The sequence below is a fragment of the Ferrimonas balearica genome (genome assembly GCF_019802055.1).
GTDB lineage: Bacteria > Pseudomonadota > Gammaproteobacteria > Enterobacterales > Shewanellaceae > Ferrimonas > Ferrimonas balearica_A.
In genome coordinates, this window is the sequence record NZ_JAHVHW010000006.1 from 328,269 (window position 1) to 353,719 (window position 25,451).

General features: G+C 61.2%; 19 protein-coding genes. 4 read left to right on the plus strand and 15 right to left on the minus strand.

The genetic code is table 11. The features are described 5' to 3' along the window. Nucleotides 1–33: 33 nt before the first annotated feature. From KUV52_RS06855 to KUV52_RS06890, 8 genes are all read right to left on the minus strand, one after another. On the minus strand, nucleotides 34–399 hold the full coding sequence (locus tag KUV52_RS06855; RefSeq protein ID WP_261389911.1) for a nitrate reductase cytochrome c-type subunit: 366 nt from the start codon (nucleotides 397–399) through the stop codon (nucleotides 34–36). A 13-nt stretch (nucleotides 400–412) separates the two neighbouring features. Continuing rightward, the gene (gene napA, locus KUV52_RS06860; RefSeq protein ID WP_222525196.1) at nucleotides 413–2,893 is read right to left on the minus strand and encodes a nitrate reductase catalytic subunit NapA; all 2,481 of its coding nucleotides are present in this window, start codon (nucleotides 2,891–2,893) and stop codon (nucleotides 413–415) included. After that, nucleotides 2,893–3,159: a chaperone NapD gene (locus tag KUV52_RS06865; protein ID WP_222525197.1), complete on the minus strand. Its 267-nt coding sequence runs from the start codon at nucleotides 3,157–3,159 to the stop codon at nucleotides 2,893–2,895. The genes napA (KUV52_RS06860) and KUV52_RS06865 overlap by 1 nt, the downstream gene beginning before the upstream one ends. Nucleotides 3,160–3,333: 174 nt before the next feature. Then, nucleotides 3,334–4,083: a molybdate ABC transporter substrate-binding protein gene (gene modA / locus KUV52_RS06870; RefSeq protein ID WP_315900189.1), complete on the minus strand. Its 750-nt coding sequence runs from the start codon at nucleotides 4,081–4,083 to the stop codon at nucleotides 3,334–3,336. Between the two features lie 65 nt (nucleotides 4,084–4,148). After that, nucleotides 4,149–4,535: a nitrate reductase cytochrome c-type subunit gene (locus KUV52_RS06875; protein WP_222525198.1), complete on the minus strand. Its 387-nt coding sequence runs from the start codon at nucleotides 4,533–4,535 to the stop codon at nucleotides 4,149–4,151. 10 nt (nucleotides 4,536–4,545) lie between these two features. Continuing rightward, the gene (napA, locus tag KUV52_RS06880; RefSeq protein WP_222525199.1) at nucleotides 4,546–7,026 is read right to left on the minus strand and encodes a nitrate reductase catalytic subunit NapA; all 2,481 of its coding nucleotides are present in this window, start codon (nucleotides 7,024–7,026) and stop codon (nucleotides 4,546–4,548) included. Further along, complete coding sequence (locus KUV52_RS06885) at nucleotides 7,023–7,286, minus strand: chaperone NapD (RefSeq protein WP_222525200.1); 264 nt, start codon at nucleotides 7,284–7,286, stop codon at nucleotides 7,023–7,025. Before KUV52_RS06885 ends, napA (KUV52_RS06880) begins: the two co-directional genes overlap by 4 nt. 79 nt (nucleotides 7,287–7,365) lie before the next feature. Further along, nucleotides 7,366–7,956: a response regulator transcription factor gene (locus KUV52_RS06890; RefSeq protein ID WP_222525201.1), complete on the minus strand. Its 591-nt coding sequence runs from the start codon at nucleotides 7,954–7,956 to the stop codon at nucleotides 7,366–7,368. A gap of 156 nt (nucleotides 7,957–8,112) precedes the next feature. On the opposite strand from KUV52_RS06890, the gene KUV52_RS06895 reads away from it, so the two are divergent. The 4 genes from KUV52_RS06895 to nrfD all read left to right on the plus strand — a co-directional run bounded on the left by KUV52_RS06895 (nucleotide 8,113) and on the right by nrfD (nucleotide 13,911). Next, nucleotides 8,113–9,864: a sensor histidine kinase gene (locus tag KUV52_RS06895; protein ID WP_222525202.1), complete on the plus strand. Its 1,752-nt coding sequence runs from the start codon at nucleotides 8,113–8,115 to the stop codon at nucleotides 9,862–9,864. A 238-nt stretch (nucleotides 9,865–10,102) separates the two neighbouring features. Next, entirely contained in the window at nucleotides 10,103–12,382 is a 2,280-nt protein-coding gene (gene phsA / locus KUV52_RS06900; protein WP_222525203.1) for a thiosulfate reductase PhsA, read from the plus strand. Nucleotides 12,383–12,394: 12 nt separating this feature from the next. Beyond that, nucleotides 12,395–12,967: a 4Fe-4S dicluster domain-containing protein gene (locus KUV52_RS06905; protein ID WP_222525204.1), complete on the plus strand. Its 573-nt coding sequence runs from the start codon at nucleotides 12,395–12,397 to the stop codon at nucleotides 12,965–12,967. Continuing rightward, nucleotides 12,964–13,911 carry an NrfD/PsrC family molybdoenzyme membrane anchor subunit gene (gene nrfD, locus KUV52_RS06910; RefSeq protein ID WP_222525205.1) on the plus strand — a complete coding sequence of 316 codons (948 nt, stop codon included), beginning with the start codon at nucleotides 12,964–12,966 and terminating at the stop codon, nucleotides 13,909–13,911. Before KUV52_RS06905 ends, nrfD begins: the two co-directional genes overlap by 4 nt. Nucleotides 13,912–14,022: 111 nt before the next feature. On the opposite strand, the gene KUV52_RS06915 is transcribed toward nrfD, so the two are convergent. From KUV52_RS06915 to KUV52_RS06945, 7 genes are all read right to left on the minus strand, one after another. Further along, nucleotides 14,023–15,087 (minus strand): nitronate monooxygenase, encoded by a 1,065-nt coding sequence (locus tag KUV52_RS06915; protein ID WP_315900190.1) that lies wholly within the window; start codon nucleotides 15,085–15,087, stop codon nucleotides 14,023–14,025. Nucleotides 15,088–15,312: 225 nt separating this feature from the next. Beyond that, nucleotides 15,313–16,443: a pyridoxal-phosphate-dependent aminotransferase family protein gene (locus KUV52_RS06920; RefSeq protein WP_222525206.1), complete on the minus strand. Its 1,131-nt coding sequence runs from the start codon at nucleotides 16,441–16,443 to the stop codon at nucleotides 15,313–15,315. 139 nt (nucleotides 16,444–16,582) lie between these two features. Continuing rightward, nucleotides 16,583–19,651: an efflux RND transporter permease subunit gene (locus KUV52_RS06925; RefSeq protein WP_222525207.1), complete on the minus strand. Its 3,069-nt coding sequence runs from the start codon at nucleotides 19,649–19,651 to the stop codon at nucleotides 16,583–16,585. Between the two features lie 15 nt (nucleotides 19,652–19,666). Beyond that, a complete protein-coding gene (locus KUV52_RS06930) occupies nucleotides 19,667–20,740 on the minus strand; it encodes an efflux RND transporter periplasmic adaptor subunit (protein WP_222525208.1) in 1,074 nt (357 codons plus the stop codon). 255 nt (nucleotides 20,741–20,995) lie between these two features. Next, the gene (gene ilvA, locus KUV52_RS06935) at nucleotides 20,996–22,540 is read right to left on the minus strand and encodes a threonine ammonia-lyase, biosynthetic (protein WP_222525209.1); all 1,545 of its coding nucleotides are present in this window, start codon (nucleotides 22,538–22,540) and stop codon (nucleotides 20,996–20,998) included. Next, on the minus strand, nucleotides 22,537–24,372 hold the full coding sequence (gene ilvD / locus KUV52_RS06940; protein ID WP_222525210.1) for a dihydroxy-acid dehydratase: 1,836 nt from the start codon (nucleotides 24,370–24,372) through the stop codon (nucleotides 22,537–22,539). The genes ilvA and ilvD overlap by 4 nt, the downstream gene beginning before the upstream one ends. Nucleotides 24,373–24,460: 88 nt before the next feature. Then, nucleotides 24,461–25,432: a branched-chain amino acid transaminase gene (locus tag KUV52_RS06945; protein ID WP_222525211.1), complete on the minus strand. Its 972-nt coding sequence runs from the start codon at nucleotides 25,430–25,432 to the stop codon at nucleotides 24,461–24,463. Nucleotides 25,433–25,451 lie beyond the last annotated feature (19 nt).

Sequence of the window (25,451 nt, forward strand, 5' to 3'; positions counted from 1 at the left end):
CCGCCCCGAAGGGCGGTTATGCTGTTTGTTGGCTCAGTAGTTTTGCGCCTGGGACACGTGGCACACCGTACACTGGTAGTACTTGCCATCCACCTTACCGGCTTCGAAGTGGCTCTCCGCCATCTTCTGCTTACCGCCTCGGTGGCAGCTGATGCAGCCGTTCTTGTCCAGGTTAATCGGGTAATCCGCCGTGTGCGGGATCACCGGTGGTTGCCCCACCGAGACCACCGCCACCGAAGCGCCTTTATCGGGATAGCTCGCCACGGGGGCAGCGGGGGAATCCACGGCAACCGGCACCTCGCCGCGCAGAGATTGCGGCGTCGGCTGTGCGGGCTCACCACCACTTTGGCAACCGCTCAGGGCCACCATCAGGGCCATCAGGGTCAGTGTCTTTTTCATCATCCTTTCCTCCTCAGGCCTTGGTGACTTTCACCGGGGTCTTCTTGAAATCCGTCTCTTTGGAGATCGGATCCGTCGCATCCAGAATCAGCTTGTTCACCAGCTGAGCAGAGTCGAAGAAGGCCATAAAGATCACACCGCGAGGCATAACGTAGCGACTGTCGGTGGTCACCCGGCTGCGCACCTCACCACGACGGTTGGAAACGATCACCTCATCCCCTTCCTCCAGGCCCCTGGCCATCGCGTCTTCAGCGTTCATAAAGACCTGGCCATTGGGGAACGCCTTGTTCAGCTCCGGTACCCGACGGGTCATGGAACCGGTGTGCCAGTGCTCAAGAATACGGCCGGTGCACATCCACAGGTCGTGTACCTCATCCGGGCTCTCTGCCGGCGGCTCGTAGTCGTTGGCGATGATCACCGCCTTGCCATCGGGCTTGCCGTAGAACTGGAAGCCGGTGCCCTTCTCGACGTACGGGTCCAAACCTTCGCGGAAGCGCCACAGGGTCTCTTTGCCATCGACCACCGGCCAGCGCAGCCCCTCACCGAAGTAAGCGTCGAAATCACCCAAGTCGTGCTGATGGCCGCGGGTAAAGCCGGCGTACTCCTCAAACAGCCCCTTCTGCACGTAGTAGCCGAATGCCTGGTTCTCGTCGTTGAAGCGGCCCTTGCAATCGCGGGTCGGGAACTTGTTGATCTCGCCGTTGGCGAACATCACCTCGTACAGGCTCTTGCCGCGGTACTCCGGGGCCAGCGCCAGCAGCTCTTCCGGCCACACATCCTCCATCACGAAGCGCTGGGAGAACTCCATCACCTGACGCAGATCGGAGCGGGCGCCGGGCACCGGCTTCACCATCTGATGCCAGTACTGACCGCGGCGCTCGGCGTTACCGTAGGCACCCTCTTTCTCCACCCACATGGCGGTGGGCAGGACCAGATCCGCCATGGAGGCGGTGACGGTCATATAGGCGTCGGAAACGGTGATGAAATTGTCGGGGTTGGTAAAGCCCGGCAGCGCTTCTTCGTTGATGTTCGGCCCCGCCTGCAGGTTGTTGGTGCACTGGGTCCAGTAGCAGTTCATCACCCCGTCTTTCAACATGCGGTTGTGCATTACGGCGTGGAAACCGGGCTTGGCGGGAATGGTGCCGCTAGGCACTTTCCAACGCTTCTCGGTCACCTCACGGTGCTTATCCTTCATCACCACCATGTCGGCGGGCAGACGGTGGGCGAAGGTGCCCACTTCCCGGGCGGTACCACAGGCGGAGGGCTGACCGGTCAGGGAGAAGGGGCTGTTGCCCGGCTCGGAGATCTTGCCGGTCAGCAGGTGCAGGTTGTAGATGGAGTTGTTGGCCCACACGCCACGGACGTGCTGGTTGGTGCCCATGCACCACAGGCTCATCACTTTGCGCTTGGGATCGGCGTAGACCTTGGCCAGCTTCAACAGGGCATCGGCAGGCACACCGGTCTGTTCGGCGGTGTACTCCAGGGTGAACTTCTCCAGGAACTTGGCGTACTCCTCGAAGCTGATGCCGGTGGTCTTGCCGGAGCCCGGATTTTTGGCCGCCTTTTCGCGGGGATCGGTGGGGCGCAGGCCATAACCGATGTCCGGCGTCGCCATGGCGAACTTGGTGTGTTTGTTCACGAAGTCCCAGTTCACCGCATCGTTCTGGATGATGTAGTTGGCGATGTAGTTAAGCAGGATCAGGTCGGTCTGGGGACGGAAGATCATGCCGTTGTCCGCCATCTCGAAACAGCGCTGCTGATAGGTGGACAGAGCGTGGATCTCACACCCCTGGTGAGACAGACGGCGGTCGGTGATGCGGTTCCACAGCACCGGGTGCGCTTCGGCGGCGTTGGAGCCCCACAATACGAAGGTGTCGGTGTGCTCAATATCGTCGTAGCAGCCCATCGGCTCATCGATGCCGAAGGCGCGCAGGAAGCCCACTACGGCGGAGGCCATACAGTGACGGGCGTTGGGGTCGATGTTGTTGGAGCGGAAGCCCGCCTTCATCAGTTTGGCGGCGGCATAGCCTTCCCACACGGTCCATTGGCCGGAACCGAACATCCCGACAGAGGTGGGGCCTTTGGCCTTCAGGCTGGCTTTCCAGCGCTGGGCCATCTCGTCGTAGGCACGATCCCAGCTGATCGGGGTCAGCTCACCATCTTTGGCGTACTCACCGTTTTTCATCCGCAGCAGCGGAGTGGTCAGGCGCCCTTCGCCATACATCACTTTGGAGAGGAAATAGCCCTTCACACAGGCCATGCCCTTGTTGACCGGGCTGTCCGGGTTACCCCGGGTGCCCACAATGCGGTTGTCACGAGTGCCCACCATAATGGAGCAACCCACGCCACAGAAGCGGCAGGGCGCTTTGTCCCAGTGAACATCATCCGGCCCCTCTGCGGCGCGTGCCAGACTGGCTGGCAGGCTTGTCCCGGCGGCCGTGGCCGCAGCCAGGGCGGCGTTGGCTTTAATAAAATGTCGACGATCCAGTTTCATTATCCGTTCTCCCTCAGCTCGTCTAAAGCTTCTACCCGGTGATAGGTCAGGGCCGCCGACAGAACGCCGGAGAGAGTCGCAATCGCCTCCATTCCGACCTGCATATCGGTCCGATCTTCCCGCTCCAGCGTCACCACCAGCTTGCCGTCTTCGGTACAGGCGTGGATCTCCGCTCCCGGCATCGCGCCGATGGCCCGGCGTACCGAGTTGGTCTGGCCTGGCTGGCAATGCACCACAAAACTGCCGATGTGATATTGGTCCGTCACGGGGATCTCCTTTGCTGACCTTGCAAAGCCATAATGAAAACAGGGTTATTCTGGAGATATACCCAGTTGGGGGTAGATGGCGAAAAAGTCGCCAGGTATCAAAAATGTGGGGAAAAAGGGGAAAAGATGTTTCCCTCCCATTCGCCGGGAATGGGAGGTGGGCAACGAACGGGATCAGAGACTGACAGCGTGCTCAGATAGGGAGTATCCGGAGCGGGTAAGCAGGGGGCGCTGCTCCAGCAGATAGCGCATCAGCGCTTTGGCGGCTTCCGGTTCTTCGGTCCGCTTCAGGATGACGCCCTGCTGCTCCAGGGAACCATGCCACTGGGCCGGAACCGTCCAGTAGTGTTCGTCCGCCACACCACGGGCCTTCAACAGAGAGAGGGCCACCAGCCCACCATCGACGTTGCCGCTGTCCACGTACTGGAACGCCTGCACCACACTGTTGCCCCGCAGTACCTTGCCCTTCAGCACGCCATTCAATGCCAGTCGATCGAGGACTGCCTCTGCGGCAGCACCATAGGGCGCAGTGCGGGCATTGGCGATGGCCAGGCGAGCGTTCCAGTCGCGTAATTGCTGCTCGGTGGCGGGGGCGCTGCGATTCCAGAAAGCCAGAATACCGACGGCGTAAGTGGCGCGGGAACCGGGCAGGATAAGGCCCTGCTGCTCCAACCGCTCGGGCCGCTCGCTGTCTGCGGAGAGGAAGAGGTCAAAGGGTGCCCCATGGACAATCTGGGTATAGAGGGCGCCGCTGGCACCGCTGGCCACCTTCACAACAATGCCGGTTTCGCGCTCAAACGCTTCCGCCACTTGTTCAAACAGGGGGTGAAAGTTGGCGGCCACCGCCACCTTGAGCTCCGTGGCGCCCACGGGCATTGCACACAGCAACAGGAAGCCCAGCCAGGACCGGAATAACCGAAACACCGCGCACTCCTCATACAGACAACGCGGCGCCATCATAGCAGGCACCGCGCTGCACTGTTACCGCTTCAGTGCGAAGTTTGTGCAACCGACTGCTGAGGAACGTGGCACTGCTTGCAGAAGTAGTACTCGTTCTTAAGCTTGCCCTGGCCATCAAGGTGCGAAGGATCCGTCGGCGTCGCTTTCATCTTCGCGGCCCGTTGCGGGTCGTGGCAGCCGGTACAACCATTGCGCTCCAGGGTGATGGGGTAGCTGGCTTTATGGGGGATCAGCGGCGGCTGATGCTCCAGGGTTCGGGGCAGCGCTGCGCCTTTGGCGGGGTACTGCGCCATCGGCGGCGGTGACGCGCTATCCGATACCGGGGTCGCCCCCCGCAGTGACTGCGGCAACTCGGCCGCCCAGGCCAGGCCGGACAGGCCCAGCATCACCACTGCAATCCGTTTCCAATGGGTCATGATGGCCTCCTCAGGCTTTGCTGACCTTGACCGCACACTTCTTGAAGTCGGTCTCTTTGGAGATGGGGTCCGTCGCGTCCAGCAGCAGTTTGTTCACCAACTGGCTGGCATCAAAGAACGGCATAAAGGTGCGCCCTTGTGGCGGCTTGTTGCGCCCCTCGGTCTCTACCCGGGTCTGGATGCTGCCACGACGACTGGTGACCACCACCGCATCACCGCGCTTCAGTCCCCGCGCCTTGGCGTCTTCCGGATGCATATAGAGTTTGGCGTTGGGGTAGGCGCTGTGCAGCTCAGGCACCCGGTTGGTCATGGTGCCGGTATGCCAGTGTTCCAGTACCCGTCCGGTACAGAACCAGAGGTCATACTCCTGATCCGGGCTCTCAACGGGGGGTTCATAAGGGTTGGCGATCGCCACCGCTTTGCCATCCGCATGACCGTAGAAGTTGACCAGCTCGCCCTTGGCATAGGGATCCTCCCCCACCTTGAAGCGCCAGGGGGTTTCCTTGCCATCGACCACCGGCCAGCGCAAACCTCGGGTTTCGTGGTACACCTCAAAGGGCGCCAGATCATGGCCATGGCCGCGGCCAAAGTTGGCGTACTCTTCGAACAGCCCCTTCTGCACATAGAATCCAAAGGCGTCCGATTCATCATTCAGCGGCGACTGGCACTGCTCACTTGGGAACTGGTCTACCACACCATTGGTGAACAGGATCTGGTAGAGGGTTTTCCCCTTCAGCTGCGGCGCCTTAGCCAACTGCTCCTCGGGCCACACCTCCTCCACTTTGAAGCGCTTGGAGAACTCCATGATCTGCCAGAGATCGGAGCGGGACTCACCCGGCGCCTTCACCATCTGATGCCAGAAATGGGTGCGGCGCTCGGAGTTACCGAAGCCGCCCTCCTTCTCCACCCACATGGCGGTGGGCAGCACCAGATCGGCAATCGACGCGGTCACCGTCATATAGGGATCCGACACCACGATAAAGTTGTCGGGATTCAGGTAACCCGGCAGCACTTCATCGTTGGTGTTGGGACCCGCCTGAAGATTGTTGGTGGTCTGCGTCCAGTAGCAGTTCATCACCCCGTCTTTCAGCTTGCGACAGTGCTGTACCGCATGGAATCCCGCTTTCGGGGGGATGGTCCCCTCCGGCACCTTCCAGGCTTTCTCCACCTTGGCCCGATGCTCTGGATTCATCACCACCATATCGGCGGGCAGACGGTGACAGAAGGTCCCCACTTCCCGGGCTGTGCCGCAGGCTGCAGGCTGGCCGGTCAGGGAGAATGGGCTGTTGCCCGGCTCCGAGATCTTGCCGGTGAGCAGATGCAGGTTGTAGACAGAGTTGTTGGCCCAGACGCCCCGAACATGCTGATTGAAGCCCATGCACCACAGGCTCATCACCTTGTTGTTGGGGTCGGCGTACGCCTTGGCCATCAATTCCAGTTTCTCTTTCGGTACACCGGACATCTCCGCGGCCTTGTCCACGGTGTACTCCGCCAGATACGCCTTGAACTGGTCAAAGGTCATCGCTTTGGTGGCGCCAGAACCCCGGTTCTTGGCGGCCTTTTCACGAGGATCATCCTCCCTCAGGCCATAACCGATATCCGGGGTGGCCTCGGCAAACTTCACGTGTTTCTTAACGAACGCCTCGTTCACCGCACCGCTTTGAATGATGTAGTTGGCGACGTAGTTGAGGATCACCAGATCGGACTGGGGGGCCATGATCATGGCGTTGTCCGCCAGGTCAAAACTGCGGTTGGGGAAGGTCGACAAGACGTGGACCTGACAGCCCTCATGAGACAAGCGGCGGGCGGTCATCCGATCCCACAGTACCGGGTGCATCTCAGCGGCATTCGACCCCCACAGCACGAAGGTATCGGCGTGCTCGATGTCGTCAAAGTTGCCCATGGGCTCGTCGATGCCGAAGGCCCGCATAAAGGCGACGACCGCCGATGCCATGCAGTGGCGGGCGTTGGGCTCAATGTTGTTGGAGCGAAAACCCGCCTTCATCAGCTTGATGGCGGCATACCCCTCCCAGATGGTGGACTGACCGGACACAAACATCCCCACCGAGGTCGGCCCCTTGGCTTTCAGGCAGCTTTTCCATCGCTCCGCCATCAGGTCGAACGCCTGATCCCAGCTGATGGGGGTCAGTTCACCGCCTTTGTGGTATTGGCCATCCTTCATTCTCAGCAAAGGTTGGGTCACGCGCCCATCGCCATACATGATCTTGGCAAGATAGTAGCCTTTTACGCAGTTTTTTCCGCGATTTACCGGACTTTCCAGGTCCCCTTGTGTCGCCACCACCTTGCCATCCTGAGTCCCCACCATCACGGAGCAACCCACCCCGCAGAACCGGCAGGGGGCTTTTTGCCACTTTGGCTCCGTGCCCCCTTCAGCAGCGCGCAGCAGGGCCGATGGCAACGTGGCCCCGGCAACGGAGGCGGCCGCCAACGCCGCCTTGGCTTTCAAAAAGCTCCGACGTGACACCTTCATAACCACTCCTCCTCTGCAATCGGTTCCACCTGTTGGTAAACCAGCATGGTGCTCAGCACGCCGCTGAGGGCGCGGATGGCATCCACCAGGGATTGGATCACCTGGCCATCCCGACTCTCCAGGGTGACCACCAACTTGTGTTCAGGGGTTTGGGCATGGACCTCCGCGCCATCCAGCGCAGCGATCGCCTTCAGGACGGCGGGTTCAGCATTGGGCTGGCACTGCACCACCAGACTGCTGATGTGATATTCAGACGCCATGGCTCCCTCTTCGATGGCGAGACGTCTATAGAAGATAGTTGAAAAGAAAGGGCCCGCCGGGAGAGAGCGGGCCGGAGGGTCAGTCCGCCAGCTGGGCGAGCTGCATCAAGGCGGCGAGGGAATCGACGTTCAGTTTTTTCATCATATTGGCGCGGTGCACTTCGATGGTTCGCACCGCCACGCAGAGGCTGTCTGCCATCTGTTTATTGGTGTGGCCCTGCACCACCAGTTTGAACACCGCCCGCTCACGGTCACTCAGGGTATCCAGCCGGGCCTTCTGCAGTTGCGCGTCAAAGCGGGCCTGGCTGTGCTCCAGCCCTTTGCGCAGGGATGCGGCCAGATCCTGCCCTTTGACCGGTTTCTGGAAAAAGTCGAACGCCCCAGATTTAAAGGCGTCCACTGCCATCGGAACATCACCATGGCCCGTCAGAAAGATCACCGCCAGTGGGCTGTTGGCGGCCACCAGTTGACGCTGCAGATCCTGCCCGGTCAATCCCGGCATGCGACTGTCGAGAATCACGCAACCGGGCTGGGTGAGGTCCACCTGTTCCAGAAACGCTTCACCGTTGGAGAAGGGGGTCAGCGTGAAGCCGTAACTCTCCATCAAAAAACTGAGCGAATCGAGAATGGCGCTGTCGTCATCCACCAGATAGATGGCGGGAGTTGTCATTTGGCGTTCCTTTTAAGGGCGATCTCCAGATAGGTATCGCATTTTTCGAATCAGCGCGAGTCCGGCTGTTCCAAGAGTGAACAGGTTCACATTCGCGCAACAGGGGAGCCGATAAGCTGCGGGGGTTCACCACCACGGAGTTGCCCGGTGCCCCCGATGCCCAAATATCTGCTGCCACTGCTGCTGAGCCTGATGATGACCCCCGCCCATGGCGCTGATCTGACCGTCGGCGTGCTGGCCAACTGGGGCTACCAGGCCGCCCAGGAGCGCTGGCAGCCGCTGATGCGTTACCTGGAATCGGAGATCCCCGGCACCCAATTTTCCGTCTATCCCGGCACCTTTGAGCAGCTCAATCAGGCGCTGGAATCGGGCAAGATCCAGTTTATTGTTACCAACCCGGGCCAGTACCTCTACCTCTCCAACCAGTACCCTCTGTCCTGGCTGGCCACCATGCGATCACGCCAGCATCACGGCACCACTTATGCCATCGGCTCTGCCATTCTGGTGCGGGCGGACAGCCCCTATCGCACCCTCTATGACCTGCAAAACCGCACCGTGGCCGCCTCCGGGCCCCACGCTCTGGGGGGCTACCAGGCCGCTGTGGGCCTGATGCGCCAGTTGGGAATGCGACCGGAAACCTTCTTTAAGCAGGTCAACTTCCTTGGCTTCCCGCTGGACCCCCTGGTGTACCAGGTGCGCGACCGTCAGGTGGATGCCGCCATCACCCCCTTCTGCACTCTTGAGGAGATGGTGAAGCGAGGGCTGGTGAACCCCGAGGACTACCGGGTGCTGAACCCCAGTCGTCCCCCGGGCTATGACTGTCAGGTCAGTACCGCGCTCTATCCCAACTGGTCGTTCGCGGCCAGTGAGAGCGTGGAGATCCGCATCACCAAGGCGATCACCCAGGCATTGATGGACCTGACTCCGGAGCACCCCGCCGCCGTTCAGGGCCAGTTCTGGGGCTGGACCTCCCCCATCAGCCAGCTCAAGGTGATCCAGCTGTTCAGCGAACTGCAGGGCAAACCGGAGCGCGTCACCTACTGGCAGCATTTCCAGAACTGGCTTAAGGAGAACCGCCACTGGGGGATGCTGGCACTGGTGATGTTTCTGGCCGCCACCTTCTACCACTTCTGGCTGGAGTACAAATTCCGCCAGAAGAGTGAAACCCTGGTGAAAACCGAGCGGGCGCTGAAGCAGAAAGCGCTGCAGATGGAGCGGCTGCAAAGCGCCGCCATTGTTGGCGAGATCGGCGCGGGTCTGGCCCATGAGATCAACCAGCCCATCGCGGCCATCACCAACTACAGTGAAGGCGGCATGATGCGGCTGCAGAGCCAGACCAAGCCGGATACCGAGCTGCTGGCACTGCTGGATAAGATCCATCAGCAATCCTCCCGCGCCGGGGCGATTGTCCACCGGATCCGCGGTCTGCTGAAGCGGCGGGAAGCGGTGTTCGGCAAAACCAACCTGCTGACCCTGGTGGATGAGAGCCTGGCCCTGCTGCGGTCCGAAAGTGAGCGGCATGGCATCCCGATCCGCTCCCGGGTAACCGGCGAACCCTATGTGGTGGAAGCGGATGCGGTGGGGATGCAGCAGGTGATGGTGAACCTGCTGAAGAACAGCCTGGATGCCCTCAAGGCACACCCGCCGGAGCAGCCACCCACCATCTGGATCACCCTGCACTTTGAGCCCAACCAGGTCACTCTGCAGGTGACGGATAACGGCCCCGGTCTGAGCCAGCCTGGCGAGCAGTTGATGGCGACGTTCATCACCACCAAGCCTGACGGGCTGGGCCTTGGGCTGGCAATATGCACCGACATCGCCAAGGCCCACGACGGCGAATTCCAGATCGAAAACCACCCGGAAGGCGGCTGCCAGGCGACCCTATTCCTCCCTCGCCAAACCCGCTGAACCACCCCATTTCCGCCATTGTGGTTCACCACAATTGACACCCACCGGCGGTCCCTGCAGGGGCCGCCAGCCTGCCGATCCAGTTCACAAATTCATCAGCTGCACCGGTGATTATGTGGTTTACCACAATGTCTGCCTCCCGCCCTCCTTCGGTATCTCTTAACCGAGTCCGGTGGCACCGCCACCTCAGCAATCGTCATCGCCCGGCACGGAGCCGGGTCGTACAAGGGGAATCGCGATGAAACTCGATCGGCGAACATTCATCAAAGGGGCCGGTGCCAGCACCGCCGGTTGCGCCCTGGCCACCCTCCTGCCCGGCAGCGTGGGGGCCATGGAGCCCGGCGCACTCAATGCCAAGGGCGAGGAGATCGCCAGTATCTGTGAGATGTGCTCCACCCGCTGTCCTATCTCCGCCCGCGTGGTGGGCGAGAAGGCGATGTCCATTCTGGGCAACCCGAAAGCCAAGTCCTTTGGCGGTGCCGTATGCGCCCGTGGTGGTGCAGGCCACAGCCTGCTGTATGACAAGCAGCGTCTGGTGAAGCCCCTGGTTCGCGCCGGCGAGCGTGGCGAAGGCAAGTGGAAAACCATCGAGTGGTCTGAGGCGTACCAGATGATCGCCGAGAACCTGAACCGCATTAAAGCGGAGCATGGTCCGGAAGCCGTCGCCTTCTCCTCCAAGTCCGGTTCCCTCTCCGGTCACCTGTTCCACCTGGCCAAAGCGTTTGGCAGCCCGAACACCTTTACCCACGCCAGCACCTGCCCGGCGGGTTACGTTGTAGCAGCCAAGGCGATGTTTGGTGGCAAGATCAAACGTGACCTGAGCAACTCCAAGTACATCATCAACTTCGGCCACAACCTGTACGAAGGGATCAACATGTCCGAGACCCGCGGCATGATGAAAGCCCAGATGGACAAAGGTGCCAAGCTGGTGGTGTTTGAGCCGCGCTTCTCCATCGTTGCCGACAAGGCGGACGAGTGGTACGCCATCAAACCCGGCACCGACGTGACCGTTGCGCTGGCCCTGTGCCACGTCCTGATTGAGGACAACCTCTACGACAAGGCCTTTGTTGAGCAGTATGTTGAAGGGTTCGACGCCTTCGCCGCGGAGATGAAAGCCTACACCCCGGAGTGGGCGGAGCGGATCAGCGATGTGCCTGCCGCGGACATTCGCCGTATCGCCCATGAGTACGCTGCGGCCGCCCCCCATGCCGTGGTCGACTTCGGTCACCGCGCCTCCTTCACCACCGAAGAGTTCGAGCTGCGCCGCGCCCTGTACGCCGCCAACGTGCTGATAGGTAACATCGAGCGTAAGGGTGGCCTCTACTTCGGTAAGAAAGCGGGCACCTACAACAAGCTGGCTGGCGCTAATGTCACGCCCTCTCTCGGCAAGCCCGGCGTGGAAGGGATGCCCAAAGCCAACGCCAAGCGCATCGACCAGGTGGATGAGCAGTACGCTCTGTGCTGGTCCTCCGGCGGCATCTACCAGACCGTACTGGATGCCACTCTGGAAGGCGTGCCCTACCACCTCAAAGGTTGGGTGATCAGCCGTTCCAACCCGATGCAGACCATGACCGACCGCAGCCGCGTGGTGGAAGCGCTGAAGAAGCTGGATTTCGTGGTGGCCTGCGACGTCTACATCAGCGAAACCGCCGCTTACGCCGACCTCATCCTGCCCGAGTGCACCTACCTCGAGCGTGACGAGGAGGTCAGCGACAAATCCGGCAAGAACCCCGCCTACTACGTCCGTCAGCAAGTGGTGGATGTGCTGGGTGATGCCAAGCCCTCCTGGCAGATCTGGAAAGAGCTGGGCGATGCCCTCGGCCTGAGCCAGTTCTTCCCCTGGGACAGCATGGAAGCCCTGCAGATGGTGCAGGTGAAAGGCGACGCCAAGTGGCTGCAGGAGATCAAATCGGAAGGCTTCGTCAGCTACGGCAAACCGCTGATGCTGCGTGAAACCAAGATGGTGAGTGACTTTGTCGCAGCTTACCCGGAAGCCCGCACTCCGGATGCCGACGGCACCTACAGCAGCGCGCTGACCTTCAAGACCCCCAGCGGCAAGATCGAGCTGACCTCCGCCAAAGTGGAAGGGATGGCACCGGGTCGCGGTGTGATCCGCTATCGCGAAGTGCGCCTGAAGCAGGCTGACGAACTGTTCTTTATCCAGGGCAAGGTGGCCATCCACACCAACGCCGCCACCCACAACATCCCGATGCTGGCCAACCTGATGTCCGACAACGCGGTGTGGATCCACCCGCTTACCGCCAGTCAGCTTGGCATCGAAAACGGCGATCCCATCCGTCTGCACAACGACACCGGCAGCGAAGAGGGCCACGCCCTGGTGACCCCGGGTATCCGTCCTGACACCGTGTTCGCCTACATGGGCTTCGGCTCCAAGAACAAGGAGCTGGCCCGTGCCACCGGACGCGGCGTGCACTGCGGCAACCTGCTGCCCCACGTGACCTCCCCGGTGACCGGCATGAACCTGCACACCACCGGCGTCAAGATCAGCAAGCGTTAATCGGAGATGGCAATGAACAAGCGTTATGTGATGGTGCACGACGAGAACAAGTGCATCGGCTGCCAGGCCTGCAACGTGGCCTGCCGCAGTGAGAACCAGACACCGGAAGGCGTCACCCGATTGCAGGTCCGTATTGAAGGGCCCCACGGCAACTTCCCGAACCTGCACTTCAAATACAACCGCGTCTCCTGCGAGCAGTGTGAAGACGCCCCCTGCGTGAAGGTGTGCCCGACCGGCGCCGCTTACGTAGGCGAAGACGGCATCATCTCCATCAAGGAAGAGAAGTGCGTCGGCTGCCTCTACTGCGTCGCGGCCTGCCCCTACAAAGTGCGCTTTATCAACCCGGAAACCCGGGTACCGGACAAGTGCAACTTCTGTAAGGACACCCGTCTGGCCCGTGGCGAACTGCCCGCCTGTGTCAGCGTCTGCCCGACCCAGGCACTGACCTTTGGCGACGCCAACGACCCCAACAGCCCGGTGCGCGAGCTGCTGGACACATCCATCAATTTCCAGAACAAGGCCCATCTGGGCACCAAGCCTCGGGTGTACCGCATCCCGGGCCGTAAGGGAGGGATCACCGCATGAACAATATCTGGGGCGACATGTCGCAATACGATCCCGTCGTGTGGAACTGGATCATCGCCGTCTACCTGTTTATGGCGGGCCTCTCCGCCGGCAGCCTGCTGGTGGCCATTGGTCTGCGTTGGTACAAGGAGAAGCGCGGTCTGCCGGTTGAGGGACTGCCGGTGATCAAGGCCTCCGCCCTGATCGGCCCGCTGGCGATCTGTGCCGGTATGGCGCTGCTGGTGCTGGACCTGACCAAACCGTTTGAGTTCTACCTCATCCTGATCAACTACAACCTGACCTCGGTGATGGCCTGGGGTGTGATCGCGCTGCTGGTCTACATCCCTCTGGTGTTCATCTACTCCGCGCTGGTGTTTGAACGACCGCTGGTGGAGAAGGTACCTGCCCTGGCTGGCCTGCTGCGAGTTGCCCGCACCATGGAGGGCACTCTGCTCAAGCTGATCTTCGCCCTGGCTCTGGCGGTGGGCGTCTATACCGGCTTCCTGCTGTCGGCGATGGTGAGCTACCCGATCCTCAACACGGCCGTACTGCCTGCGCTGTTCCTGGCCTCGGCCCTGAGCGTGGGCTCTGCCGGTAACATCCTGGTGGCCACCCTGTTCTTCAACAAGAGCGGCTCAGACTGCATCGAGCAGGTGCACCGCATCGAGTACCCGGTGGCCTTCAACGAAGCCCTCTGCCTGGTGCTGCTGTTTGTCGGCCTGAACTTCTCCGGTCCGGCCGCACAGGCTGCCACCGCCGCCATCACCACCGGCACCTGGGCCAGCGTGTTCTGGATCGGCGTGGTGGGCCTGGGTCTGGCGGTGCCAGTGCTGGCCAGTGTTCTCACCCCGGCCAAACTGAAGCACAGCCGCGGCTTCCTGATCGCTGTCTCCTGCTGCACCATCATCGGGGTGCTCTCCCTCCGCCACTTCGTGGTGTACGCCGGACAGAGCTACATCAGCTGATCCCTGCTTGAATCAGCAACTAAAAACCCCCGCACCTGCGGGGGTTTTTGTGTTTCAGTCTCTCTTCGCCCTAAGGGCACCATTACCGGTTCATGGCTGATCGCTGGCGTCTTATGCCAAACCGAGCTCCTCAATCAGGGCCGCCATCAACTGCGCTGCCGTCATCTTTCTCGCCCTGGGCGCGCCGGTACCGGCCCAGTGGGCGGCAAACTCGTGGTTATCCCGTCGGGTCGCCAGCGCATGCAGCCGTTTGGCAGCATCGTATGCAATTGGGTAGGCGGGCGGTACAACGGCGGGATCGCTGTCGCAGTGCGTCATAAAGCGATTGGCAATGCCCCGGGCGGGACGTCCGGACAGTACGGCGGTCATCCGGGTTTCCCCGGCATACTCGCTCTGCAACCGGGCCCGGTAACCGGCGTTGGCCGCAGACTCGGGACAGAGGATAAAGGCGGTGCCCAGCTGCGCGGCAGCGGCCCCGTGAGCCAGCATTGTGCGGATATCATGACCATCCATAATGCCCCCGGCGGCGATCACCGGAAGCGAAGTACGGCTGACCAGAATCCGCACAAGGTCGACGGTTGGCAGTGCCTTGTCCGGCCCTTCGGGGTCAAAGATCCCACGATGACCACCCGCTTCAATCCCCTGGGCCACAATCCCCCCCACACCGGCAGCCTCTATCTGTTCCGCCTCCTCCACGCTGGTGGCGGTGGCCAGGGTGTGGATCCCCGCCTGTCGCAGTGCAGACAGGCGATCCCCATCCGGAATACCGAAGTGAAAGCTCACCACCGCAGGCCGCTCTGCCAGCAGCATCTCCAGCATGGCATCATCCTGAAGAAAGCTGGGATAGAGGGTGTCCAGTTGGGCGGGTGGTTCGGCGCCCATCTCGGTAAACAGGGGAGACAGGTGAGCCAGCCAGTCCGCTTCCCGCTGGGCATTGCGCAGCGGCGGCTGATGGCAGAACAGATTGACATTAAAAGGCGCATCGGTTTCCGCCCGGGTCGCGACGATCGATTGGCGAGCTTGCTCGACCGTGCTGGCGCCAAGGCCCAGAGACCCCAGCCCGCCGGCATTGGATACCGCAGCGGCAAGAGCGGGTGTGGATACGCCCGCCATCGGCGCCTGAATGATGGGATAACGCAGGCCCAACCGGGCCAGCAAGGGGTGGATTACGGTCACGGGATCTCCTTCTCCGCTGCGTGTCGGCTTAACCCATTAGGACCAAAAAACTCGGTCACGGCAATCCGCCTTTGGGCCCATCCTGTTAATTTCCCTGTTTCAGACTTTGATGCGGGAGGAACAATCCACACCCCCCTTCAAATCAGGTTCCAAAGGCGAAGTGATCGCCAACCTGCAAAAACAAAAACGGCACCTTAAGGTGCCGTTTTCTTGCTATCAAAGCGCTTATTGGCGCGCTTCGTTCATCACCTGTTCCAGCGCCGCCAGACAGAGGGTGACGTTCTCCTCCCGGGCCGCGTAGCCCATCAGGCCAATACGCCAGGCTTTACCGGCGAGGTCACCCAGACCGGCACCGATCTCCAGGTTAAAGCGGTTAAGCAGGGCGCTGCGTACGGCGGCATCGTCGATACCCTCTGGGATATAGACGGCATTCAGCTGCGGCAGGCGATAGGCTTCCTCCACCACGAAGTTCAGACCCAGCTTATCCAGACCTGCCTTGAGTTTGTCGTGCATGGTGCGGTGGCGGGCCCAGGCGTTCTCCAGCCCCTCCTCCTGCAGCAGACGCAGGGATTCGTGCAGGGCGTAGAGACTGTTTACCGGGGCGGTGTGGTGGTAGCTGCGCTTACCATCACCGGACCAATACGCCATCACCAGGGATTGGTCGAGGAACCAGCTGGAGATCGGCGCCTGACGGGCCTTCAGCTTCTCCACCGCGCGGGGAGAGAAGGAGACCGGTGCCAGACCGGGCACACAGGAGAGGCACTTCTGGCTGCCGGAGTAGATGGCGTCGATGCCCCACTCGTCCACCTTCAGCTCCACCCCACCGAGGGAGGTGACCGCGTCGACAATGGAGAGCACATCGTGCTCGCGGGCCAAAGCGCAGAGGGCTTTGGCATCGGACAGGGCACCGGTGGAGGTTTCGGCGTGCACAAAGGCGAGGAACTTGGCGTCCGGGTGCTGATTCAGCGCGTCCGCCACTTTGTCGACGGAAACCGGCGTGCCCCAGGCATCATCCACCACCACCGCTTCGCCACCAAGACGCTCGACGTTCTGACGCATCCGCTCTCCGAACACGCCGTTACGGCAGACGATCACCTTATCACCCGGCTCCATTAGATTGACGAAGCAGGTCTCCATGCCCGCGCTGCCCGGGGCTGAAACGGCGATGGTAAAGGCATTCTCAGTCTGGAAGGCATACTGCAGCAGCGCTTTTACCTCATCCATCATGCCGACAAAGGCGGGGTCTAAGTGACCGATGGTGGGCTTGCCCAGAGCGTGCAGTACTTGCGGGTGTACGTCGGAGGGACCCGGGCCCATCAGGGTCCGGCGCGGTGGGTTAAAAGGTTGGATTATCATCGCTGGCGATTCCTGCTCGTTGACGCAAATTTCAGGGTCAGATGCATCACGTTACCATAGATCTCCGGCACTTTTCGGCGAACTGAGCATAAAAAAACCGGCGCGGTGCGCCGGTTTTTGTGTCGGGATTTTTCAACCCTTATTCGGTGGTCTCTTTCGCCAGTTTGGCCTCAGCATCGTTGTCGATGGTCTTGGCAAACAGGGCGTACATCACCGGCACCACAAACAGGGTGAAGAGGGTACCGATGGAGAGGCCCACGGTGATCACCAGACCGATGTTGAAGCGGGAAACCGCACCCGCACCATCCGCCAGCACCAGCGGCATCACACCCAGCACCATCGCGGCGGTGGTCATCAGGATCGGACGCAGACGCAGCGCGGCCGCTTCGATCACTGCTGCCGCCTTATCCTTACCGGTACGCTGCAGCTGGTTGGCGAACTCCACGATAAGAATACCGTGCTTGGAGATCAGGCCCACCAGGGTGATCAAACCCACCTGGGTGTAGATGTTCAGCGTCGCTACGCCCAGGAACAGCGGGATCATCGCACCAAAGATGGAGAGCGGTACGGTCACCAGAACCACCACCGGATCACGCCAGCTTTCAAACTGAGCGGCCAGTACCAGGAAGATCACCACCAGCGCCAACACAAAGGTGACGTACAGGGCAGAGCCCTCCTGCTCGTACTGACGGCTCTGACCGCCAAAGTCGTAGGCGTAGCCGGACGGCGCGATCTCCAGCAGTTTGCTGGACAGGAACTGGTGCGCATCACCGATGGTAGCGGCGCCCGGCATCGGCATCGCTTCGATGGTGGCAGAGTTCAGCTGCTGGAACTGAGTCAGCGCATTGGGGATCACCTCTTCGCTCACGGTCACGACCGTGGAGAGCGGGATCTGCTGGCCGGACTCGGTACGCACATACAGGTCGGCAATCGATTCCGGAGTCATCCGGAACGGACCATCGGCCTGCGGGATCACCTCGTAGCTGCGGCCCTGCATATCGAAGTAGTTGGTGCGGAAATCACCCAACTGAGCGGCCAGCACAGCACCGATGGACTGCATGGAGATGCCGAGCTGGCCGGCTTTCTCGCGGTCGATCATCACGTGCACCTGCGGCTTGTTCAGCTTCAGAGTGTTGTTCACTACCATGAACATGCCGGACTTGAGGGCTTCCTCTTTCAGCTGTTCAGCCACTTCATAGAGCTGGGCGTGATCCATGGTAGAGGTGATCACAAACTCCACCGGCAGACCCATCGCGGTACCCGGCAGGGCAGGCGGGTTCACGGAGAACACATCCATACCCGGAATCGACTTCACCATGTTCTGCAGGATGGGCTGTACCTCCATCTGGGTGCGCTCACGCTCACTCCAGGGCTTCAGCACCATACCGGACATAAACTGGTTCTCGGTCGGGTAACCGGCAAACATAAAGGTTTGCTCGTATTCCGGCAGACTCTCCGCCATCTTCTGGAACTGCTTGGCGTACTCGAAGCTGTAGTTCACGTTGGCGTTGTCGGGGCCAGTGGCGATGTTGAAGATAAAGCCACGGTCCTCGGTGGGCGCCAGTTCGGAGCGGGTCAGCATAAACATGGCGGCGATGGCGAACAGCAGCAGAACCGCCGCCCCCAGAATCGGGCCTTTGTAATCGCGGACAATGTGCTCCAGCAGGTTGTGGTAGCCATCCTTCAGGCGGCCAAAGTTCACATCCAGCCAGTGAACGAACTTGCCCTCCAGCGCCTGCTTGTTCAGCAGTTTGGCGCACATCACCGGGGAGAGGGTCAGTGCGATAAAGCCGGAGATCAGTACCGCGCCCGCCAGGGTAAAGGCGAACTCGGAGAACAGGGAGCCGGTCAGGCCGCCCATAAAGCCGATGGGCGCGTACACCGCCGCCAGGGTGATGGTCATGGCGATCACCGGCATGGCGATCTCACGGGCACCCACCACGGCCGCACGCACCGGAGAGAGACCCTCTTCCAGGTGTCGGTGGACGTTTTCCACCACCACGATGGCGTCATCCACCACCAGGGAGATGGCCATTACCATCGCCAGCAGCGTCAGCAGGTTGAGGGAGAATCCCATGCCCATCATAAACAGACACACACCCACCAGGGAGAGCGGCACAGTCACGATCGGGATCAGTACGGAGCGCAGAGAGCCCAGGAACAGGAACACCACCAGGATCACGATCACGACCGCTTCACCCAGGGTCATCACCACCTCGTTGATCGACTCCTCAATGTACTCGGTGGAGTCGTGGGAGAGGTGCTGCTCCATACCCGGCGGCAGATCGCGGGCGATGTTCGGCAGAATCTCACGCACATCTTTGGCCACGTCCAACGGGTTCGCGTCCGGAGTGGTCTGAATGCCGATGTATACCGCCGGTTTACCGGTGTAAACCACGATCACCTTGTCGGACTTGGAGGCCAGCTCAACGCGGGCCACATCCTGCAGCTTCACCACCTGCTGACCATCGGTCTTCACGGTGATGTTGCGGAAGGAGTCCACGTCCTGCAGAGAGGTGGAGGCACGAACCGGAGTCACAGTCAGGGAATCACGGATCTCACCCGCAGCAGACTGGAAGTTGTTGCTGGCCAGCGCTCGGTTGATGTCATCCGCAGAAACGCTGTTGGCGCGCATGCGCACCGGGTCCAGCCAGATCCGCATGGCAAACTGCTGCTCACCAATGATCTCAGCTTCAGCCACGCCGTCCGCTTCGGTCAGCTTGGGCTGAACCACGCGACGCAGGTAGTCGGTCACCTGTACGCCACTCATGTTTTCACTGGTGTAAGCCAGATACATGATGGCGCCGCCACCGGCGGTCTCTTTCGCGATGATCGGCTCATCGATGTCAGTAGGCAGTCGCCCCTTCACCTCGTTGAGCTTGGTCAGCATCTCCGCCATCGCCGTGTTGGCGTCGTAGCCCAGCTGCAGGAACACCTCAAGCTGGGAGAAGCTGGCGCGGGAGGTCGCCTTGATGTAGTCGATCCCCTCAGTGGAGGCGATCGCCTCCTGGATCGGGGTGGTCACGAAGCCCTGAACCAACTCGGCGTTGGCACCAGGGTACGTGGTGGTCACATTGATCTGACCGATCTCCATGTCCGGGTACTCCCGGACCTGCAGATCCATCAGCGCTCGCACACCAAATACCAGCAGCAGTACGTTCAGTACGATTGCCAGTACCGGGCGGCGAATAAAAATGTCTGTAAACATTCAGAACGCCTCGAATTACAGCTTGGCCAGTTGTACCAGCGCTTCGTTGGCCAGTTTCATGGTGCCCGCGCTGACCACCTGCTCACCGGCATTGAGGCCGGACATGATGGCTACGGTGTCACCACGACGCTCGCCCACTTTCACGTACTGACGGTAAGCGCGCAGCTGACCCTCGTTGTCCTTGCGAACCACGAACACGGCATCGCCGAAGGGGCTGTAAGTGATGGCGGTGGAGGGCACGGTTACCGGGGTGATCGGATCACGCTTCAGCAGACGGATGTCCGCGTACATACCGGGAGTCAGGCGGCCATCGGCGTTCGGCACTTCGGCGCGAATGGCGATGTTACGGGTGTTCTCATCCACCTTGGCGTCCAGAGCGATCACCTTGCCTTCAAAATCCACGCCGGGGTACGCGCTGGTGGAGAACAGCACGGTCTGGCCCACGTAGAGGGACGGCAGATGCTGCTCCGGCACGGAGAAATCTGCGTACAGGCTGGATACGTCCTGCAGGGTCACCAGGTTGGAGCCGGCCTGAACGTATTGGCCCAGGTCCACTTTACGGATACCCAGTACACCGGAGAACGGCGCTTTCACCGCTTTCTTGGCGATGGTCGCTTCGGTTTGAGCCACAGCGGCCAGGGCCACCTTCAGGTTGGCACTGGACTCGTCATACTCGGTTTCGGAGATATTGCGACGCTCATACATGGTCTGGTTACGGTCATACTTGACCTTGGCCAGCTCAGCCTGGGCGCGGTAGCTCTGCAGGTTGGCCTGCTCAACACCATCGTCCAGTTGCAGCAGAAGCTCGCCTTTATTGACCTTCTGACCACTGCGGAAGTACAGGCCTTCCACCAGGCCACTGACTTCAGCGGAGAGATCGATACCTGCTTTGGCAGTCAGGGTACCCACGGAGGCGATCTCCGGGCGCCACTGCTGTGATTCAGCTTCCACCACGGAAACCGTTGCGGGCGGCGGTGCAAAGCTGGCCAGCTGGGCCATACCCTGCTGGATCTGCTGATACTTGATGCCACCAAGCACCAGAAGGAGGAGCAAAAGGCCTCCAATGACCAACGCACTGCGTTTAAACATCCACTGCTTTCCTTTCTAAAGACCGGGGTCGCCACAGAACCGTGGCGTTACAAAACCGAGAAATGCTGGAACGGTAATCCCGTTCAGATAAACATAAATTTCCGACGGTAAATGAAACCACAAGGATGCTGAAATTAAGCTGAACTGCCTCACCATTTTGTTAAGAAGCAGAACATTTTTTCATCTACAGCTGAGTAGGTTGCTAAGAAGATTAAGAAAAAGGGGGCTTTCGCCCCCTGATGTGAAGAAAACCGGTTAACCCCGTAAGAAAAATCGGTAGGCGGGACTGTTGGTCACCTCTTCACAGTCCATATCCAACGCACACAATTGGGCCCAGAGCTCAGCGAAGTCGCCATCGCTCACTTCCATACCCAGCAGTACCCGTCCCGCCGCCGCACCATGGTTGCGGTAGTGGAACAGGGAGATGTTCCAGCGACAGCCCAGATCCGCCAGAAAGCGCTCCAGTGCTCCCGGCGCTTCCGGAAAGCGAACCTGGAACAGTCGCTCATCCAGCGGTTCCGGCGGCAGTCCCCCCACCATGTAGCGGACGTGCAGCTTGGCGGTTTCATCCCCGGACAGGTCCTGATGGGGATAACCCGCCTCGGTAAGCGCAGCCCGGATCTGGCCAAGCTCCTCCTGACTTTTCAGCCGGATACCCACAAAGACATTGGCCCGATCCCGTCCGGAAAGGCGGTAGTTGAACTCAGTGATCAGCCGTCGTCCAAGCAGACGACAGAACTGCAGAAACGCGCCCTGCCGCTCCGGGATGGTCACGGCCAGCACCGCTTCTTTGCCTTCACCCAGCTCACAGCGCTCCGAGACATAGCGCAGGCTGTGAAAGTTGACGTTGGCACCGGACAGAATGGCCGCCAGCTGCTGCCCCTCTCCCCCGTCCGCGCAGTAGCGTTTCAGCCCCGCCAGAGCGAGGGCCCCGGCCGGTTCGGCAATGGCCCGACGATCTTCATAGATGTCCTGCACCGCCGCGCAGATCTCATCACTGCTGACGGTGATCACCCCATCCACGCAGTGGCGAGCTAACTCAAAGGGGGCATCGCCAATCCGCTTCACCGCGACGCCATCGGCAAACAAACCGACCCGGGGCAGAGTCACCGGCGTGTCGGCCTCCAGCGCCGCTTGCAGACAGGCGGCGTCCTCCGGCTCCACCCCATACACCTTGATATGGGGCGCCAGTGCTTTGAGATAGGCTGCCACGCCGGCGATCAATCCCCCCCCACCAACGGGCACAAACACCGCATCGAGATCCCGCTTCTGCTGCAGCAACTCCTGACCCACGGTGCCCTGTCCGGCGATCACTGCCGCATCATCAAAAGGGGCCACCATGGTGAGCCCTTCGCTCTCGCTCAGATGCTGCGCGTGCTGATAGGCGGCATCAAAATTGTCGCCATGCAGTACCACCTCGCCACCATGTCGGCGCACCGCGTCCACCTTAATGTCCGGTGTGGTCAGGGGCATGACGATCACAGCCCGGATCCCCTTGGCCGTTGCCGCCAGAGCGACCCCCTGGGCATGGTTACCCGCCGAGGCCGCCACCACACCGGCACTGGCTTGCTCCTCGTTCAGGCTGTGGATCTTGTTGTAGGCGCCACGCAGCTTGAAGGAGTGCACCGGTTGCTGGTCCTCCCGCTTGAGCCAGACCGAACGGCCCAGCCGATTGGAAAGACGGCTGAGCGGGTCCAGCGAGGTCTGTACCGCCACGTCATAGACCGGCGCGAGCAGGATCTGACGCAGCGTTTGCTGCACCAGATGCTGGGCCAGACCATCGGGGTTACTGCCGCTCATTCCCCCTCCTCCAGCAGTGACAGGTTGCGTACCGCCCCCTTGTCCGCGCTGGTTGCCAGATGGGCATAGGCTTTCAGGGCCGGTGATACCTGACGCTCCCGGTTCGGCTTATAACGGCAGCTTTCTGCCCGTGTCGCCAGCTCCTCGGCGGAAACCTGCAGCTCGAGTGTGCGGCTAGGAATGTCGATGGCAATAAGGTCGCCATCCTCCACCAGCGCAATCACGCCGCCGCTGGCCGCTTCCGGAGAGACATGGCCGATGGAGAGGCCGGAGGTGCCGCCGGAGAAGCGACCATCGGTGATCAGGGCACAGGCCTGACCGAGCCCCATCGATTTCAGATAACTGGTGGGGTACAGCATCTCCTGCATACCCGGACCCCCTTTGGGGCCTTCGTAACGGATCACCACCACGTCGCCCGCTTTGACCTCACCACCCAGAATGCCGTTAACCGCCGCATCCTGGCTGTCGTAGACCCGGGCCGGGCCCGTGAAGGTCAGGCAGGAATCCGGCACGCCGGCGGTCTTAACCACACTGCCGTTCGGGGCCAGGTTGCCGGACAGTACCGCCAATCCGCCGTCCTGACTGTAGGCGTGGTCGATGTCGCGGATGCAGCCGTTCTCCCGGTCCACATCCAGAGTGGGCCAGCGACAATCCTGAGAGAAGGCCTGGGTGGTGCGGATACCCGCCGGGCCAGCCCGATAGAACTCGGCCACGCTGGCGCAGGGGGCATTGGCCACATCCCGTTCCGCCAACACCGCTGCGAGGGACTGCCCCGCCACATGAGGCACCTGAGTGTGGATCAGGCCGCCGCGGGCCAGCTCCGACAGCAGCGCCATCACGCCACCGGCGCGGTGCACATCTTCCATATGGTATTTGGGTGTGGCCGGCGCCACTTTGCACAGGTTGGGCACCTTACGGGAGAGGACGTCGATGTCGTCCATAGTGAAGGGCACCAGCCCCTCCTGAGCGGCCGCCAACAGGTGCAGAATGGTGTTGGTGGAACCTCCCATGGCGATGTCGAGCGCCATGGCGTTTTCAAACGCCTGTCGATTGGCGATGCCCCGGGGCAGTGCCGTGTCATCCTCCTGGCGATACCAGCGGTGACAGAGATCGACAATGCGTCGGCCCGCTTCCAGAAACAGCCCTCGGCGGTCCGCGTGGGTCGCCAGCAGGGAGCCGTTACCGGGCAGCGCCAGACCAAGGGCTTCGGTCAGACAGTTCATGGAGTTGGCGGTAAACATGCCGGAGCAGGAACCGCAGGTGGGGCAGGCGCTGCGCTCCACCTGCTCACTCTGGGCGTCAGACACCTCGGGATCCGCCGCCTGCACCATGGCGTCCACCAGATCGAGCTTGATGATCTGGTCCGACAGTTTGGTTTTGCCCGCTTCCATCGGGCCACCGGAAACAAAGATGGTGGGGATATTGAGGCGCATCGCCGCCATCAGCATCCCGGGGGTGATCTTGTCGCAGTTGGAGATGCACACCAGCGCATCGGCACAGTGGGCGTTGACCATGTACTCCACGGAATCCGCAATCAACTCCCGGCTGGGCAGGGAGTAGAGCATGCCGCCGTGCCCCATGGCGATGCCATCATCCACCGCGATGGTATTGAACTCTTTGGCCACGCCACCCGCTTCCTTAATCGCCCCGGCCACCAGATCACCCATATCTTTCAGGTGGACGTGACCCGGCACAAACTGGGTAAAGGAGTTGGCAATGGCAATGATCGGCTTACCAAAGTCGTCGTCAGTCATCCCGGTGGCACGCCAGAGGGCGCGAGCCCCTGCCATATTGCGGCCGGCGGTGGTGGTGGCAGATCGAAGCTTCGGCATAGGGAATTCCTTTCTCGGGGCTTTGCCCCGGACACTGGATGGAACAGGGGCCCCGAAGTCAGGGGCCCCGGTTTAACTCAAAGGTGGTTCAGAGCTCCACCGCCATGGTGTGGGCGGCAAAGGCTTGCTCATCGGCGGGGGTGTGGACATAGTCCAGCCAGCCCCACTTGTCTTCGGTCTGGCCATTGAACAGGCCGAAGAATGCGGTTTGCATCGCCTCGGTAACAGGGCCGCGACTGCCCTCGCCCACGGTGATGCCGTCCACGGAACGCACCGGAACGATCTCGGCAGCGGTGCCAGTCATAAAGATCTCGTCCGCCAGATAGAGGGCTTCGCGGGAGAGTGCCTCTTCTCGCACCTGGTAACCCGCATCCCGGGCCAGAGTGATCACCGTATCCCGGGTGATGCCCGGCAGAATGGCGGCGGTGACCGGTGGGGTATAGAGCACACCCTGTTTCACCAGGAACAGGTTTTCCCCGGCCCCTTCGGAAATCTGGCCGTTCACATCCAGGGCGATCCCCTCGGCGTAGCCATGGCGTCTTGCTTCACCGGAGATCAGCTGGGAGGAGAGGTAGTTACCGCCCGCCTTGGCACCAGTGGGCATGGTGTTGGCCGCCAGTCGATTCCAGCTGGAAACGCAGACATCCACGCCGCTTTGCGCACTTTCGTCACCCAGATAGGCGTTCCAGGGGAAGGCCGCCACGATCACCTCCGCCTCGCTGCCAGCGGGAACATTCAGGCCCAGGCCAACGTGGCCATAGAACGCCAGGGGGCGGATATAGGCGCTGTCGAGACCATTCTTGCCGACGGAGTCGCGGCAGGCCTGTTCGATCTCCTCAGGGGACCAGGGGATCGGCATGCGGTAGATCTTGGCGGAATCAAACAGGCGTTGAACGTGCTCCTGCAACCGGAACACAGCGGGCCCTTTCGGGGTCTGGTAGGCGCGGATCCCTTCGAACACCGACGAACCGTAATGCAGGGCATGGGACAGCACGTGCACCTTGGCTTCCTGCCAGGGCACCATCTCTCCATTAAACCAGATGTAATCGGCTTGGCTCACGGTGAATACTCCTTTAAAG